Below are 16,295 nucleotides of genomic sequence, written 5' to 3' on the forward strand. Positions count from 1 at the left end.
CATCTTATTTGACTCAAATCATTTTTACGCCTATATTCTAAATAGACTGTCGCAGCAAACGTGAGAAGTCTATCTAAAGAATGACCAAAATCAAAAGTTCGGCAGGTGTCCAATGAACAAAAAGACGAGTCTCTTATTAGTGGTTATCATCATTATTCTCAGTGTTCTCTATTACTTCATGCAGTTGGATGTCATAGGTCCGGTCGAACCAGATCTGGCATATAAAAAAGTCATTGTCGCAGGGGATATCAGCCTTCCGCCATACGAATTCATGGATGAGGACGGGGAATATACCGGTTTCAACGTGGACGTCATGCGAGCCGTTGCCCTGGAGATGGGATTTGAAGTGACCATAGTCCCCATGAACTGGGAGGATGCCCAAACCGCTCTGCAAAACGGTGAGGTGGATGCCATCCAGGGGATGAGACGGCTGGAAGTTAGAGAGTGGCTTTACGACTTCACAGAGCCCTATTTCGAAAATAATTATGCCATTTTTTCAGTTAAAGGCAGCGGCATTGACTCTATCAGCGATCTCCATGGGAAAAATGTTACCTCCATCCAAGGCGATGCTTCCAATCAAATCTTGGTCAGTTTAAAAGGAATAACCGTAAAAAACGTGCCGGATGTCAAAAGTGCCATAGAGCTCGTGGTCAGCGGTGAAGCAGATGCAGCAATAGGTAATCCTATTGTTGGAATTTATCACATCAATAAGTTGGGTATTAACGATCAGATTGACATCTCCTCAACAGATCTGAGCTCAGCAGCGTATGGCATGGCGGTCAAGAAGGGAAACGTCACCCTTCAGAGACAGCTGGACCAAGGCCTTGACCGAATCAAAAAGAACGGCACCTTCGACACCATTTATGAAAAGTGGTTTGGCCGCCCCCTCAATTACCAGCAGGAAGCCCTTCTCAACACACTGCGGTTTCTTTGGATTGGGCTCATCGGTGTTCTGGCATTTTCGCTCGCACTGTTCTTCTGGAACAATGCGTTGAAAAAGCAAGTTCAGATTCGAACGAAGGAGCTCTACGGCGAGTCTCAGTTCAACCATGCTTTGCTGCAGAGCATGACCAATGGCATTCTCTATTTAAAGGCGGATACTGCCAGCCGTTACCTCAATGCCGAAGGGGAGCGCCTTTACCAAGTCATGGCCACCTATGGCATCTCGACAGACGATTTGGAAGCCCTAATTTTGAGCAGTGATGAGGATGTCTTTCACGAACGGGAATTCAAAGGCCCCATGGGGATCCTGAACCTCGAATGGCGGCATAAGTCAGTGCAGCTGCCGGATCAGAAGGAATTTGGCCATATTATCGTCTTCTCCGACAAAACCGAAAAAAGATATTTCGAGGATGCATTTCTCTCCCAGGACCGTCTGCGCAACATTGGCCTTCTTATGGCCGAAATTGCCCACGAAATCCGCAACCCGCTGACGACCATCAAAAATTACGCTCAGCTCATACCGGAGAAGGTCAACAGCCCCAAATTTTTAGAAGCCTTTTCCAGTGATGTGCCGATGGAAATCGATCGCCTAAACGACATAATCAGCGATGTCCTGGATTATACAAAACCGGGTGTTGCCTTTATGGATTGTGTCGATGTGGCAGCCGTGATTCAGGAAACGCTCAAAATGATGGAAATGCGATTTGACAAACGGTCGATTGGCACAACGCTTGAATTTTGCGGCATGAAAGCTGAGAATGAAGAGGAAATTGCGGAAAATGACACTAGTCAAGTGAATGAGGGCTATATTGAGTGGTGTGAGGTAAAAAACATCCGCGCCCGCATCAGCAGCAAACACTTGAAGCAAGTCTTGCTCAACGTCTATCTGAACGCCATGGAAGCCATTGAGGCAATTGAGTTGGCTGACGGCATCGTACGGACCTCGGTTGAGATGAATTCAGATCAAGGTGTGGAAATTCATATTTCTGACAACGGAAAAGGCATGGATCAAGATGAGGTGCAGAGATTATTTGAGCCATTTTACAGTAGAAAGCGTGATGGTACCGGTCTCGGGATATTTATTTGCGATCGATTGCTCAAACTCTATGGTGGGTCCATAAATTTTAAATCCACACCAGGGCAGGGCACCGTTTGCACCATTCGCTTACAGAAAGGGGCTTCGCAATGAAAAACAAATTGATGGTTATTGATGACGAAGCACTGATCTTGAAAACTATTCAATTTGCGTTTGAGGATCTTTATGAGGTTTGTGTGTATAAGACAGGATCTTCGGCTTTAAAAGCCTTAAAAGAGGAGCGGCCTGATCTGATACTCCTCGATCTGCGCATCAAAAATGAGAATGGCATTGAGGTGCTGCAAAATATCAAGCAATTGATGCCTGCAGTTGAAGTCATTATGATGACGGCATTTGGGACAATTGAAACCACCATAGCAGCTATGAAGGCTGGAGCCTACCATTATATTCAGAAGCCACTGCAAATTGAGGAAATGAGAAATCTCGTCAGTAAAGCTATGGAACTCATAGAAGCGAGGAAGACTCTTCAGGGCATGGACGGCAGCAAGGGCTACGCGTATGGATTGGTTGGACGCTCGAAAGCGATTGAGACTATAATCAATTTTATTGAGCGGAGTGCCAGGACCAGCAGTAATGTCCTGATAACCGGAGAAAGCGGAACGGGGAAAGAGGTTGTGGCTAAGGCGGTGCATGGGGCTGGGCGACAATCGGCAGGGCCTTTTATCCCTGTCAACAGCTCGGCGATCCCGGAGCACCTCATGGAGAGTGAGCTTTTTGGGCACGTCAAAGGCGCCTTTACCGGAGCGGCGGAGGATCGACCTGGATTAATCAGAATGGCGCATCAGGGAACCCTATTTTTTGATGAGATTGGAGAAATGGATCTGAAACTGCAGGCGAAACTGCTGAGGGCGATTCAGGAACGGGAATTCAGGCCGGTGGGCGGGAATCGGCTGGAGACCTTCGATGCGCGGTTTATTTTCGCGACAAACAGGGATCTGGCGAAGGAGGTTCGTGAAGGCAGGTTCAGGGAGGATTTGTATTACCGGATCAACGTGCTGAGGATTGAAATTCCGCCCCTCAGAGACCGCAGGGATGACATTCCGGGGCTTGTGAATTACATTATTCGTGGGTTGGCCTACAGAGATGGAATTCCGGCGAAAATGGTCAGTGCTGGCGCGATGCGCCTGATTGAAGCTCAGAGTTTCCCGGGGAATGTCAGGGAACTCCAGAACCTGGTGGAGCGCGTCATGATTTACAGTGACGGACCGGTCATTGACGAAGAGGTAGTCCGGGGGTGTCTGGAGACTTCAGAGATTTTTTCCGATAGTGATATGACAGGAAGTATCCGCATTCCGGTCACCAGTACTTTGGAAGAGGCTGAGCGCGCGATTATTTTTAAAGTGCTGCAGCATTTTGAAGGCAACAAACGATTGACGGCGGAGTCATTAGGGATCGCGGAGCGAACGCTGCGGTATAAGTTGAAAGAGTCGCTGGAAGAATGAAGCTATTCTCTGTTGAGAACCGGCAAAATTATCCGAAAAGTGGGATAATTTTGCCGGTTTTTTGTTGTGTAATGGTCGTTAAGTATGAGAATGGGGCTTTTTCAAGGGGTGTTACATTTGGCATTGTTTTTGCAATAGAATATTGCATCATAAAAGTGAAGGAGGATTTTAATGAAATTTGAACTCATTGAAGGCGTCTCAACATTATCATTCGATCTGATCGGAACTCTGGCTCTGGCAATTATTCTTCTGATGATGGGTTATGCGATCCGTCAGCGCGTGTCGTTCCTCAACAAATTTTGCATTCCCGCACCAGTCATAGGTGGACTTATTTTTTCCGTTCTTGCGCTTGTTCTCAGACAAAGTGACTTGATTCAGTTCAAAATGGATACTGTACTTCAATCCCCGTTAATGATTGCCTTCTTTACGACAGTTGGACTTGGCGGCAGTTTAGCACTTCTTAAAAAGGGCGGTATTGTATTAATTGTATATTGGTTGTCCGCTGGCGTTCTGTCAATTTCACAAAACGTCATTGGTGTTGCAGTAGCCAAGCTTACAGGCATCAACCCTATACTGGGCATAATGTCTGGCGCGGTTTCAATGGCGGGTGGTCATGGTGGTGCTGCGGCATTCGGTGAAACAGCTGAATCGGTAATGGGGATAACTGGCTCACTGACAGTTGGTATGGCAGCTGCAACTTTTGGTCTGATTTCCGGAAGTCTTCTGGGTGGGCCGGTTGCAAGATTTTTGATTCTAAAGCATGATCTTAAACCGACTTTTGCAAAGTATGGCACGGTAGACGAGGCACTTGGCACAAGCGACAGCACGGAGATCAACTACCACAGTGTCATGTACCATCTTGCTATCCTGACAGTGGTTATGGTTATAGGTTCAGTTGCCAGCCGATTCTTGTCTTCCATGATGGGTGATCTGATCCTGCCAGGTTATGTTGGTGCCATGTTCGTCGCAGTTATATTAAGAAACCTCAATGACAAAATCAAACTTTTTAAATTCAACTTCAAAATTATCGATTTATTTGGAGACGTATCACTCGGAATCTTTCTGTCCATGGCGCTGATGTCCTTGAAACTTTGGGAGTTGGCAGGTCTTGCAGGTCCAATGTTCATCATTCTTGCTGCACAAGTCGTATTTATTGTACTTTTCGCTGTCTTTATTGTCTTCAGACTTGTTGGCAAAGACTTTGACGCTGCTATCATGGTTTCCGGCATGCTTGGCCACGGCCTCGGCGCGACACCTAACGCAATTGCAAACATGGGTTCAGTCACAGAAAAATATGGTCCTTCTTCTAAGGCATTTCTCATTGTGCCGTTGGTAGGTGCATTCCTGGTCGATATTATTCACATTCCAAACATAGTCTGGTTTATGAACTTCTTTAAATAAACATCTTCAAGGTCAAATGAAGGCTTATCGAATATAAATCATCGGAGGGGTACCTGAATGAAAGTATTATTGGCAGAGGTCAATGTCAGTGAAGGCAGAGACTTAGAAAAAATCGCGCAAATCAAAGAAGCTTTAATTTCAAACGCTTCGGTTCGCATTCTTGAAGTTAATTCGGACAAGGATCACAATAGGACTGTTTTCACCTATAGTGGTGAGCCAGCAGAAGTCCTGGAGGGGACAAAGCGTTTGACGCAAAAGGCGGTAGAACTGATCGACATGACAGTGCATACCGGTGCTCATCCTAGAATGGGCGCAGTGGATGTCGTTCCATTTATTCCAGCCAGAAATGTCAGCCAGGAAGAGGCTCTCGAAGTGGCGAAAGCTTTTGGCAAATTCTTGGGTGGAATAGGTGTGCCGGTTTATTACTACGAGGATGCAGCGACACGTCCGGAGAGAAAGAGCCTGGTGGACATTCGTAAGGGTGAATATGAGTCCTTCAAAGAAAAAATGACGAAAGAAGAATGGAGACCGGACGAGGGGCCGTTTGAATTCGTTCCAAAGAGTGGCGCGACGGTGACAGGCGTCAGATTTCCGCTCATAGCCTTTAACGTCAACCTTCGCACGGACGACCTCGCGGCTGGAAAACAGATTGTTAAAGCTGTTCGCGCGGCGACTGGCGGCTATCAGAACGTCAGGGCAATCGCACTTGAGATCCCGGACAAGAAGATGGTTCAGATTTCCATGAATCTGACACAATACCAGAAAACGCCAATTCACAGAGTCTTCGAGACAATTAAGTCAGAGGCGGATAGCCGAGGCATTCTCATTGCAGATACGGAGTTGGTCGGACCGGTTCCTGTCATGGCACTTGAAGATCTGATGAAGTTTTATGTCAGGTGCTATGGCTTTAATATGGAGCAGCTTTATTAATCAGTTGTATTAAGTGGATTTCAAGGTGAAGAGCCAAGACCATATAACAGAAATGGTCTTGGCTCTTTTGTTTTTGGAGTAATGTTACAGAAATATTACAAAGCTCTGGCACCAAATTGAATTGAGTGTCAGTCACCAACTCAGAAGTTGTCCCCGTCACCAACTCAAAACCCGTCCGCGTCACCAATATTCAAATTCGCAAAAAATAAAAACGGCTGACCTCCAAAGGAGATCAGCCACGCTGGGCAAGCGTTCAACTTAGTATAGCACAAGCGACGTGAGATGCAAGGTTTTTATTTTAATTGACAAAAAAATGACGTTTTTTATGCTTTTGCCGATGGTTTCAATTCCCACGCATCGCGAAGAAAAGTGAAACTTGGTGTCTGACACCCAGTTTCACAAAGTCATTTTCAACGCGGGCATGGCCTAGGACGTTGGTGCGGGCTGGGTTGAACATCAGTAAAAAAAGTTCTTTAAACTCACTGAAAATAAAGAAAATTCAGCATTTTGAATCGCGAGCAACATTTTATAAAATCTCAAAAAATGCGTGAGTTTCTTATTTGAAAGTGATAGAATAATAACGGGCATATTGGGGATTGTATGTCCATACAGAGAAAGCAATGTTTTGTCATAAAACTATTTTTTCAGGGGAGATGGATTATGAATAAGCCAGTTGTTTCAGCGCATTTCCAATCTAGAAAGCCATCTGCAGTCAGATTGGCACAAATGAAATACGAGGAGCGGAAGGTAAAGCCTGAAGCTGTCATCAACGTTGGCATTGGCAACGTGTCACTACCTACTAACCCTGCTATGCAAAAGAGACTCTTCAACCTTGGCGCACCTGAAAGCCCATTCGCGAAAGGCATTGTCAGATACTCCACAACCGTTGGCACCGTGGAGTGTCAGGAAGCTTTCAAAAACATTTTAAAATGTGAAGGTTTTGACACCAGCAAATTGATGGTTCAAGTTACGGACGGCGGATCCTCCGGGATGGAGCTCCTTCTCGTCGGCGTCTGCGGCCCTGCGGGCACGGATGAAAAGCCGCTCATGATGATCGACCCTGCTTACACAAACTACATTTCATTCGGCGAGAGAATTGGCCGCAAGACGGTCTCTGTCACACGCCAATTGGGTGAAGACGGTAAATTCAACCTGCCTTCCATGAATGAAATCGAAGAGGCTATCAAAGAATACAACCCTGGCGCGCTGCTTGTTATCCCTTACGACAACCCGACCGGCCAGTTCTACACTTATGACATGCTCAAAGATCTTGCGACGCTCTGCGTCAAATACAACATGTGGATGATCAGTGACGAAGCGTATCGTGAGCTTTACTATGAAGTAGGCGCTCCACTTGTCAGCGTTTGGGGTCTTAGCGACGCAGACGTTCCTGGCATTGAAGGCAGAAGAATCAGCATCGATACAGCGTCAAAAGTTTGGAATGCCTGCGGCCTGAGAATAGGCGCGGTCATTACGGACAACGCGGAGTTCCACGACCGCTCGGTTGCGGAGTACACGGCGAACCTCTGCGCTAACGTCATTGGCCAGTACATCTTTGGCGCGCTCGCTCACGAAACTAAAGAGGGCATCGCGGCTTGGACCAAAGAGATCAGAGAGTACTACAAAGAGCAGATCGTCAAGGTCTACAACGGCCTGAAAGAGCTGGAGCCTAAGCTCATCGTTTCCAGCCCGGACGCATCCATATACTCTGTCATTGATGTCCGCAATGTCGTCAAGCCAGGTTTTGACTCTACTGAGTTCGTCCTTTACTGTGCTCAGGAAGGCTCCGTTGATCTTGACGGCGTCCAAACCACGCTGCTCGTCGCTCCAATGAAGGGCTTCTACGAGACGAAAGCCGGCAAAGAGAACCCAGGAAAGACCCAATTCCGCATCTCCTTTGTTGAAACACCGGAGAAAATGGCGAAGATTCCTGAGCTGTTCGTCAAGCTGCTTCAGCAGTACGAAGCGAACAGATAATCGAGTAAAAATGCAGATCAAAAGCCAAGGTGTAAGTGCCTTGGCTTTTCTTTATGCGGAAAATTGTAAAATAAAGGGTGGAAGGTGGTGTCTGACACCGCCTTCTTCACTCTGCCTTCATCCACGCTAGATTGAAAATATAATGCAGCAGCGGGTGTCTTCAGCGGACTCCTATAAATCCCGCATTCTTTCATGCAGTCTCCCCCCAACAAATCTGTGTATCCCGAACAGCAGGGGGTATAATGTTAATAAATGATAACGGTTATCAGTTTGGCTTTCTTTACTTCACCAACTCACTACATATTCCAATAGAAAGCTGGTGCAAGAATGACAAATAATTCCGCAGCCATACAAAAAGCAAAACCTTTGATCACAGTTGAGACAACTGTCGAACGTCCTGTGGCCTGGGTTTGGACATGCTTTACGAATCCGGCCCACGTGATCCACTGGAACTTCGCGTCGGAGGATTGGCATTGCCCGACCGCCACAAATACCCTTGAGCCCGGCGGCAGCTTCAATTACCGGATGGCCGCCAAGGACGGCTCTTTTGGTTTTGACTTTGAGGGCGTATTCACCGCTGTTGAGGCGCATCGACATCTCGCTTATACCATAGGCGACCGGGCTGTGACGGTGGACTTCATAGACCTGGGCACGGCCACAAAGGTGGTTGAGACTTTCGAAGCGGAGGCTGAGAACAGCCTGGAGCTTCAGCGCGGCGGCTGGCAGGCCATTCTCGACAATTTCAAGAAGCATGCCGAGGCCTCATCTCTCTAAAAGGCGTCATGCAGTGAAAAGACTTTTAGCCGATGGTTGTGGGATCCCGCGACCATCGGCTAAAATTTTTTGTCTTTGAAGCGGCGGGTGTGAAGTCCCGCAAAATACGATATAATGGAGCGGACGACAAAATCCAATCACTCGAAGAGGGCTCCCATGGACAAACTTTCAATCTTAAAAAAGCACTTTGGCTACACCAGCTTCCGCACCGGGCAAGAGCAGTTGATCGATCAAATCCTTGCGGGACGGGACGTGCTCGGAATTATGCCGACTGGCGGGGGAAAGTCCCTTTGTTATCAGCTGCCGGCGCTATTAAAAGAGGGGACGGCCATTGTGGTCTCGCCGCTGATCTCACTCATGAAGGACCAAGTGGACGGGCTCGTGGAAAACGGCGTGTCCTGTACCTATATCAACAGCTCCCTCACGGGCGCTGAGCTGTCAGCGCGGCTGCGGGATCTCGAGAAGGGTGTCTTCAAGCTCGCTTATGTGGCACCGGAGCGACTGAACACCTGGGAGTTCGTCGAGATTGCGAAGAATATCAGCATCAGTCTGATTGCAGTGGATGAAGCCCACTGCATCAGCCAGTGGGGCCACGATTTCAGGCCGAGCTACAAGGAAATCCCCAAGTTTATCGACAGGCTCCCTACAAGACCCTGCGTGGCGGCGTTTACGGCGACGGCAACGCAGTTCGTGAAGGAAGAGATCAAAACGCTTCTGGCGCTGCGTGCGCCCTTTGAGGTTGCGACCGGGTTTGACCGGCCCAATCTCTTTTACAGTGTCGCCAAACCCCAAAACAAGCTGAAATTTGTGGTGGATTACCTGAAGCGGTATGAGGACGAGGCGCCTGATGCGTCGGGCGCGATTCAAACAACACATCCGTCCCGGTCATCCCGCGGCGCTCATGGAAAGGGTAAAGAGCAGCGGTTTAACGCCTCCGGCATCATTTTCTGCGCCACGCGAAAGACGGTGGACAGCCTGACCAAGGCGCTAAAGGATCAGGGCTATCCGGTAGAGGCTTACCATGCGGGCTATGAGAGCGCTCAGAGAAAATCCGTTCAGGAGAATTTCATGTTTGACCGGACAAAGATCATAGTGGCAACCAATGCCTTTGGGATGGGGATTGACAAACCGGATGTGCGCGTTGTCATCCATTACAACATGCCTAAGAACATGGAGGCCTACTACCAGGAGGCCGGCCGCGCGGGCAGAGACGGCGAGGACAGCGACTGCATCCTGATGTACTCTCCGGCAGACGTTGTGAGGCAGAAGCTGCTGATGGCGTCGGCGGATTCGGCTGGCGCTGGGGGCTTGTCGGGGAGCCTGGGGCTGGCAGATGCCGCAGGCGAGTTTGAAATGGATGTCCTATCCGCATCCGCATCCGTGTCGGAGGCGGAACGGGAGACCATGATGCATGAAAATCTGCAGACATTGGTGAACTATTGTCACACCCATGAATGCCTCAGGGGCGAAATTCTGAAGTATTTTGGCGAGACACCTGAGCGGGAAACCTGCGCCAAGTGCGGCAACTGCCTGAACGAATCCAAAATGGTCGACATGACTCTGGAAGCCCAAAAAATCCTGTCCTGCATTTTCAGAACCAACCAGCGCTTTGGGTCCGGCACTATCATCAAGGTCCTGAGGGGGTCGAAGGACAAGAAAATCCTGGACTGGCAGCTGGACAAGCAGTCGACTTACGGCATCATGGGCGAGAGCTCTGAGAACCTGATCAAGGAAATCATCATGCACCTCCTGGCCCAAGGCTACCTTCAGACCTCCGGGGGCGAGTACCCCCTCCTGGCGCTGTCGCCGACTTCCAAACAGCTCCTGAAGGGAGAAGCACAGTTCTTTGTGCGGCAGGACCGACTGGACGCGAGCACTATGAGCAAGAAAGAAAAGCCAGACCGCACCAAAGGCAGGGGAAAAGGATCCGGTACTGGAGCGCCTGCTCTGACAGAGGCAGAAGGTGATCTCTACGATCACCTGGCCGCCTTAAGAAAGCGCCTTGCCGATGAAAAGAGCCTCCCCGCCTACATCATTTTTGGAAACGCGACTTTGGCCGACATGGCTGCGCTGAGACCGCAAACCAAAGAAGAGATGCTCGAGGTCAAAGGCGTGGGCGAGAAGAAGTTTGAAACCTACGGCCACATTTTTCTGGAAGCGATTCGAGGGTTTGGTGCAGCGGACGGTAATGTAACTGTAATATAAAAAAGCCGAAGGTCGTGTATACAACAACATTCGGCTCATATGCATCTAAAAACAAATTAAATTGTGTACAACCAAATCCACTTTCTGCTTAGTATTTGATGAACTTCGCTCCCGGAACGCCGCAAATGCTGCACTTTTCAGGAATGAACTTTTCAATGTTGCCGCAGATCGGGCAGAGGTAGTAGAAGATCTCTTCTGCTTCATCGAGATTTTCGAGGGCTTCCTGATAGAGTCTCGCATGGACTTCTTCCGCTTTCATGGCATACATGAAGGAAAGGAGGGCTGCCTTGTTGCCTTCAGCTTCAGCTTCTTTGATGAAATCAGGGTACATGTTTTGATACTCATGGGTTTCGCCGGCGACGGCATCCTTCAGGTTGTCGACAGTGGTGCCAATTTTGCCGGCAACTTCAAAATGCTTGAGGGCGTGGAGTGTTTCAGCGTCAGAAGCGGCTTTAAAAAGCTTGGCAGCGTTGATTTTGCCGTCTGCTTCCGCTTTCTTTGAGTAGGAAAGGTACTTTCTGTTCGCCTGGGACTCGCCTGCGAAGGCTTCCATGAGATTGTTGAGTGTTTTGCTTTCTGCCATTTTGAGATTCCTCCATAAGGTTGATTTGCTGTACCGAAATAAACAAATATGTATTCAGTACAATTATAAATTAATTATAGCATATTTCATTTGGTAATCCAAGCAACATTTAAATTTTTTGCCGATGGTTTTTTTACACGACCATCGGCATAATTTTTGTCCTTGACATCTTTGCACAAAATTAACACCCCCACAGGCATCTTAACACTATGTTTATGCAGGGTGATCTATGATGAAGTTAGAAATCATAGAGCAGAGGGTGAGTGTATGCTGGATGTGATCATCATCATGGCGATGCTGGGTGTAGGTGTGTTGGGGTATCGCGTTATGAAGCGGCTGGATGTCGCGCTGGAGGATATTGTCGTAGTCGATCACATTGAAAAAGTCAGGCGGGCGACCGTCCTGATCTACAGTGAAGAGGTCGGTCATGAGGAAGCCATCAGGACGATCCTGGAGGAGCTGGACCAGCTGGGGATCGCCCACGTGGAAACCACTAATGGCAATGTTCAGGATTTGATGCCGTTCACCCACGTGGTGGCCATTTCTGACAGTGATCTGGACAATTTATTATTGTGTCATCGCGCGAAGCGAATAAAGCCGAATGTGGAGACGATCGCCAGCTGCAGTAAATACGTCTACCAAAGCGTTTTCAAAGAACAAGGCGTGGACTGGATCGTGACGGGGGACCGGGATCCGGTGCTGATGAATATTGTAACAGGGCTTGGACAGACTTAGAAGGAACCTATATACTAGTGCTATGGGAGTGATCACATGATCGCAGCAAGTCAGCAAAAAACTATAACCTGTGCGCTGAAAACACTATTGGTGTTTATAATCGCTACCCTGGTGTCGCTGGGAATGAGCTATCTTGGCATCAGCAAAGAAAGCATCATCATGGTGTATTTGCTTGGGGTCCTGTTCTCCAGCACCTTGACCAGCAGTTTTGTTTGGGGCATATTCAATTCTTTTGCCAGTCTTTTGGCATTTAACTATTTTTTTACGGAACCGCGTTTTACCTTCGTCATGTATCACACCACAGATATTATATTGCTCGCATTTTTTCTGATTACGGCTATAGTCTCGGGGACTATGACCTCCAGACTTCAAAAGCAGATTTTGATTGCAGAGAAGAACGAAAGAACCTCCATGATCCTGTACCAGATCGCAGCAGGCTTTCTGCTCGTCAGTGGGGAAAAAAACATTGTCATGCGGAGTCTTTCCTTTATAGAGGAGTTTTTGGGGTGCGCGTCTGTCGTTAAATTGGACCGGAATGGGGTCATTTATCCTGAGGCAGCAAACGGATACAGAATCCCCTCCCATACCTTTCCCATCCAGAGTGCCGCAGGCAACCTTGGCGTGATCCAAATCTTCAACGCTGAGGAGATTATGGACAAGCAAAATGAATTGATCGCCAGTTCTGTCGCGACCCAGCTTGGGATTGCCCTGGACAGGGAAAATCTCTACAATGAACAGGAAAACATCAAGCTGGCCATGGAACGGGAGCAGCTCAGGGCAACGCTGCTGAGGTCCGTCGCCCACGATCTGAGGAGTCCTTTGACTGCGCTGCTGGGCGCCGGGAATCTGCTGGCGGACAATTACGAAAAGCTGACAGATGAGGAACGAAAAAAATTGGCGCTGGATCTCAGCGAGGAAATTCTCTGGCTGACCAACCTGGTTGAGAACATCCTCAACATGACCAGAATCAATGAGTCAAAGCTCGTCCTGAAGAAAAACGGGGAAATCATTGATGACGTCGTCAGTGAAGCCATCTCTCACGTGGAACGTCACATTAAAGGCCGCAAGTTCAACGTGCACCTGCCGGAGAAGGTCGTCATGGTCCCTATGGATGGAAAGCTGATTGTCCAGGTGCTGATCAACCTTCTCGAAAACGCCATTCGCCACACGCCCCCTGACAGCGAGATTGCGCTGGAGGTCTTTGAGGGCAGGAAGGTGATCAAAGTAGTGGTGTCGGATACGGGCAATGGCATTGACAGCAATATCAAGGATAAATTATTCGACAAGTTCGTGACGCTGGACCAGGGCGTGACGGATGGAAAGCGCGGCATTGGCCTTGGGCTGACTATTTGTAAAGCAATTGTTGAAGCCCATGGCGGCAATATTTGCGCTGAGGCCAACTGGCCAAAGGGGACGCGCCTCATGTTCACTTTGCCGCTGGAGGAGTAGTCGTAAGAGGGAAGTCGTTGGAAAAACAGTTATTATTGGGGTGACAGTTCGAAGATCAGTCATTGGGGGCATGATCCGTGGTGGATAGAATCAAGATTCTCATTATTGAGGATGATCAGTACATTTCCAATTTCATTGCGGTTTCGCTCATGAAGAGCAACTATGAAGTGTTCGTCTCCTCGACCGCGGCGGAGGGGCTGTTTTTGTTTTCTTCCCATAGGCCGGACTTGATTCTCCTGGACCTGGGGCTGCCGGACCAGGACGGCCTCGAGATCATCAAGGCCCTACGCGAATTTTCCGAAATTCCCATTCTGGTGGTCTCCGCCCGGGGACAGGAGCTTGAAAAAATCGAAGCCCTGGATTCAGGCGCCAACGACTATATTTCAAAGCCCTTTCACATGGGTGAGCTCATGGCCCGCATCCGCGTCGCGGAGCGGTATTTGTCCGCAGGGACTGCACCGTCCCAGGAGACGGAATTTGACTGCGACTATCTTCACGTGGACTTCGAAAAGCGCCAGGTTATGATCGATGGCCAGGAAATCCACCTGACCCCCATTGAATACAAGCTCCTGCTGCTCTTGATCGCGAACCGCGGCAAGGTGCTGACCCACAATTACATTGTCAAGAAGATCTGGGGCTATGAGAATGAGAGCGACACCAAGAGTGTGCGCGTGTTTATGGCCAATTTGCGCCGCAAGATTGAGAAGGACTCCGCCAAGCACCGGTTTATCATGACTGAGGTGGGCGTGGGGTACCGGTTTTCAGATGAATAATAAGAGCTTTTTAGCCGATGGTGTTGGGACTAACCACCATCGGCTAAATTTCTTTTTTGGGTTTTAAACATGACGGCGGGGTTCAAAAGGCCAAGGGCTGAAGCGTCCCCCTTCCAATTCCCGGATGTCTCAGCCGCCCCAAATTGTGGTATATTATTAGTTGAGCAAGATTCAACCAGTGGAGGGACAACATGAATAAAAAAGACATAGCTGCATTCAAACGACAGCTCAAAGAGGATGGCAAAGTGACCATTTCCCATCTCGGCCGCGTGTTCGCCATGGGGGAATCCAAGGACATTATCTACCACGAAGCCGGAATGTTTACCGCTTGTGACGAGGCCGAGCAAGACTTATATTTTTCGAACTTTAAAAAGCTGCTGACGGGGGCCATGGACGTGAAGCTCTTCGAGCTGCCTTTCAATCCGGTTCCGGCAGCGGAGTCCCTGGGGCAAAGATTTCTGTATGACATGCTGCTGGACGATACTATGGCAGGCTTCGAGGCCAAGGCGGTTCAGATTATGGAGAAAATCGTAGGAAGCGCAGTCTATGACGGGGATTTGGTGGCCAACTTCATCAAGGCAGAGTACCTGAAGCCCTCCAGGAAAGACACGCCTTTTGGCGAAGAGGACTACAGCGGCGCGGCGGACACGGATTATAAAATGAAGTTCATCCTGTGCAGCATCAATAAGATTGAGAGCGGCGAAAAGTCGGTGCGCTTTGATTACAGAGACAGGCGATTCACGGTGAACCACGATCTGAATGCCGTCCTGAACCTGAACGCGCCCCTTGAGGGCTTTATGTTTCCGTCGATCACGGATGATGCAGTGGACGTCAACAAGGTGCTTTACAGCACCTCAAAGGCGGACCAGTTAAACGCGGGCCTGATCGATTTCGTGCTGGACGCGGGTTATACCCGGACTGCGAAAGAGGAAAAAGAGCAGTTCGACACTCTCATTAAGGCCATGGTCGGCGACAAGGCTAAGGCAGAGGTCGTGAAAAATATCTATGAGACTGTGGATCTAGCCATTCTAGAGCAGGCTGAGGAAGAGGTGCCCGTGGTCGAGCTCGCTGCCCTGGAGAAGGTCTTGAAAGGCAACGGCATTGACACGTCGCGCTTTAATGTGGTCGCCAGCGAGATCGTCGGTGACGCGAAGCATTTCAAGCCCGCCAATGTGGTGCCGGGATACAGTAAAAAGTCCATGAAGATTTCAACCACCACAGCGGACATTGTCATCAGTCCGGAAAACCTGGATCTGCTGCGGCAGGTGGTGGACAGGCAGGGGCGCAAGTGCCTGCTGATTCAAGTGGATGAGGATGTTGAGATCAACGGCATCAAGCTGGAGGTAGAGGCGCTGTAGGTGGTGCTGTAAAAGGCACTTTTAAAGGCACTTTTTAAGGCATTGTGAAAGTCATTGTAAAAGTCGTTGTAAAAGTCGTTGTAAAAGTCGCGGTTTAATGTAATATAGGCGGCTTTTTAGGCGGTTTTGGGAGGCGTTGTGAATGAACGGCTGGATTAAAATTGTCGGTGCCCGGGAAGCCAATTTAAAAAACATTACCCTTGAGATTCCCAAGAATCAGCTGGTGGTGTTTACGGGACTCTCCGGGTCGGGGAAGTCGACGCTGGCTATTGAGACCCTGTATCAGGAATGCCAGAGACAGTATCTGGAGGCCATAGGCTATCAGGGGATTCAGAAACCCAAGGTCGATGCCATCACAAACCTGTCCCCCGCCGTCAGGATCACGCAAAGCGCTTACAACCGCAATCCCCGCTCCACGGTTGGGACGGTAACGGATATCTACACTGACCTCAGGATGGTTTACGAAAAACTGGCCGAAAGAACCTGCCCGGAGTGCGGTGCACTGATCAAAGCCTCTGAGTGCAAGGAAGAATTCGTCAAGATTGAGGATGGATTCAAAATTTACATGTACTGCAGCCAGTGCGGCCATAAGATGGACAAGCTGACCCGGTCCCACTTCTCGGCGAACAC

General features: G+C 49.0%; 13 protein-coding genes. 12 read left to right on the forward strand and 1 reads right to left on the reverse strand.

Going from position 1 to position 16,295, the window contains the following annotated elements; genetic code table 11:
- The first annotated feature begins 112 nt into the window (after window positions 1–112).
- The 7 genes from OEL90_RS13655 to OEL90_RS13685 all read left to right on the forward strand — a co-directional run bounded on the left by OEL90_RS13655 (window position 113) and on the right by OEL90_RS13685 (window position 10,767).
- On the forward strand, window positions 113–2,131 hold the full coding sequence (locus tag OEL90_RS13655; RefSeq protein ID WP_300689431.1) for a transporter substrate-binding domain-containing protein: 2,019 nt from the start codon (window positions 113–115) through the stop codon (window positions 2,129–2,131).
- On the forward strand, window positions 2,128–3,480 hold the full coding sequence (locus OEL90_RS13660; protein ID WP_300689434.1) for a sigma-54-dependent transcriptional regulator: 1,353 nt from the start codon (window positions 2,128–2,130) through the stop codon (window positions 3,478–3,480). Before OEL90_RS13655 ends, OEL90_RS13660 begins: the two co-directional genes overlap by 4 nt.
- Window positions 3,481–3,651: 171 nt before the next feature.
- Window positions 3,652–4,881 carry a sodium/glutamate symporter gene (gene gltS / locus OEL90_RS13665; RefSeq protein WP_291399995.1) on the forward strand — a complete coding sequence of 410 codons (1,230 nt, stop codon included), beginning with the start codon at window positions 3,652–3,654 and terminating at the stop codon, window positions 4,879–4,881.
- A gap of 57 nt (window positions 4,882–4,938) precedes the next feature.
- Window positions 4,939–5,811: a glutamate formimidoyltransferase gene (gene ftcD / locus OEL90_RS13670; protein ID WP_291399997.1), complete on the forward strand. Its 873-nt coding sequence runs from the start codon at window positions 4,939–4,941 to the stop codon at window positions 5,809–5,811.
- Between the two features lie 660 nt (window positions 5,812–6,471).
- The gene (locus tag OEL90_RS13675; protein ID WP_291400004.1) at window positions 6,472–7,788 is read left to right on the forward strand and encodes a pyridoxal phosphate-dependent aminotransferase; all 1,317 of its coding nucleotides are present in this window, start codon (window positions 6,472–6,474) and stop codon (window positions 7,786–7,788) included.
- A gap of 327 nt (window positions 7,789–8,115) precedes the next feature.
- Window positions 8,116–8,562 carry an SRPBCC domain-containing protein gene (locus OEL90_RS13680; RefSeq protein WP_300689440.1) on the forward strand — a complete coding sequence of 149 codons (447 nt, stop codon included), beginning with the start codon at window positions 8,116–8,118 and terminating at the stop codon, window positions 8,560–8,562.
- 156 nt (window positions 8,563–8,718) lie between these two features.
- Window positions 8,719–10,767 carry a RecQ family ATP-dependent DNA helicase gene (locus OEL90_RS13685; RefSeq protein ID WP_300689443.1) on the forward strand — a complete coding sequence of 683 codons (2,049 nt, stop codon included), beginning with the start codon at window positions 8,719–8,721 and terminating at the stop codon, window positions 10,765–10,767.
- Between the two features lie 88 nt (window positions 10,768–10,855).
- On the opposite strand, the gene OEL90_RS13690 is transcribed toward OEL90_RS13685, so the two are convergent.
- The gene (locus tag OEL90_RS13690) at window positions 10,856–11,350 is read right to left on the reverse strand and encodes a rubrerythrin family protein (RefSeq protein WP_300689446.1); all 495 of its coding nucleotides are present in this window, start codon (window positions 11,348–11,350) and stop codon (window positions 10,856–10,858) included.
- 267 nt (window positions 11,351–11,617) lie between these two features.
- On the opposite strand from OEL90_RS13690, the gene OEL90_RS13695 reads away from it, so the two are divergent.
- The 5 genes from OEL90_RS13695 to OEL90_RS13715 form a co-directional block, all read left to right on the forward strand.
- Window positions 11,618–12,085 carry an NAD-binding protein gene (locus tag OEL90_RS13695; protein WP_300689449.1) on the forward strand — a complete coding sequence of 156 codons (468 nt, stop codon included), beginning with the start codon at window positions 11,618–11,620 and terminating at the stop codon, window positions 12,083–12,085.
- A gap of 36 nt (window positions 12,086–12,121) precedes the next feature.
- Window positions 12,122–13,534, forward strand: a complete 1,413-nt coding sequence (locus OEL90_RS13700; RefSeq protein ID WP_300689452.1) for a sensor histidine kinase — start codon at window positions 12,122–12,124, stop codon at window positions 13,532–13,534.
- A 77-nt stretch (window positions 13,535–13,611) separates the two neighbouring features.
- A complete protein-coding gene (locus OEL90_RS13705; protein ID WP_291400017.1) occupies window positions 13,612–14,307 on the forward strand; it encodes a response regulator in 696 nt (231 codons plus the stop codon).
- Between the two features lie 191 nt (window positions 14,308–14,498).
- Window positions 14,499–15,665, forward strand: a complete 1,167-nt coding sequence (locus OEL90_RS13710; protein ID WP_300689456.1) for a DUF4317 family protein — start codon at window positions 14,499–14,501, stop codon at window positions 15,663–15,665.
- 142 nt (window positions 15,666–15,807) lie between these two features.
- A partial coding sequence (locus OEL90_RS13715; protein ID WP_300689459.1) for an ATP-binding cassette domain-containing protein occupies window positions 15,808–16,295 on the forward strand: 488 nt, incomplete at its 3' end.

The organism is Acidaminobacter sp. (assembly GCF_030247605.1).
GTDB lineage: Bacteria > Bacillota > Clostridia > Peptostreptococcales > Acidaminobacteraceae > Acidaminobacter.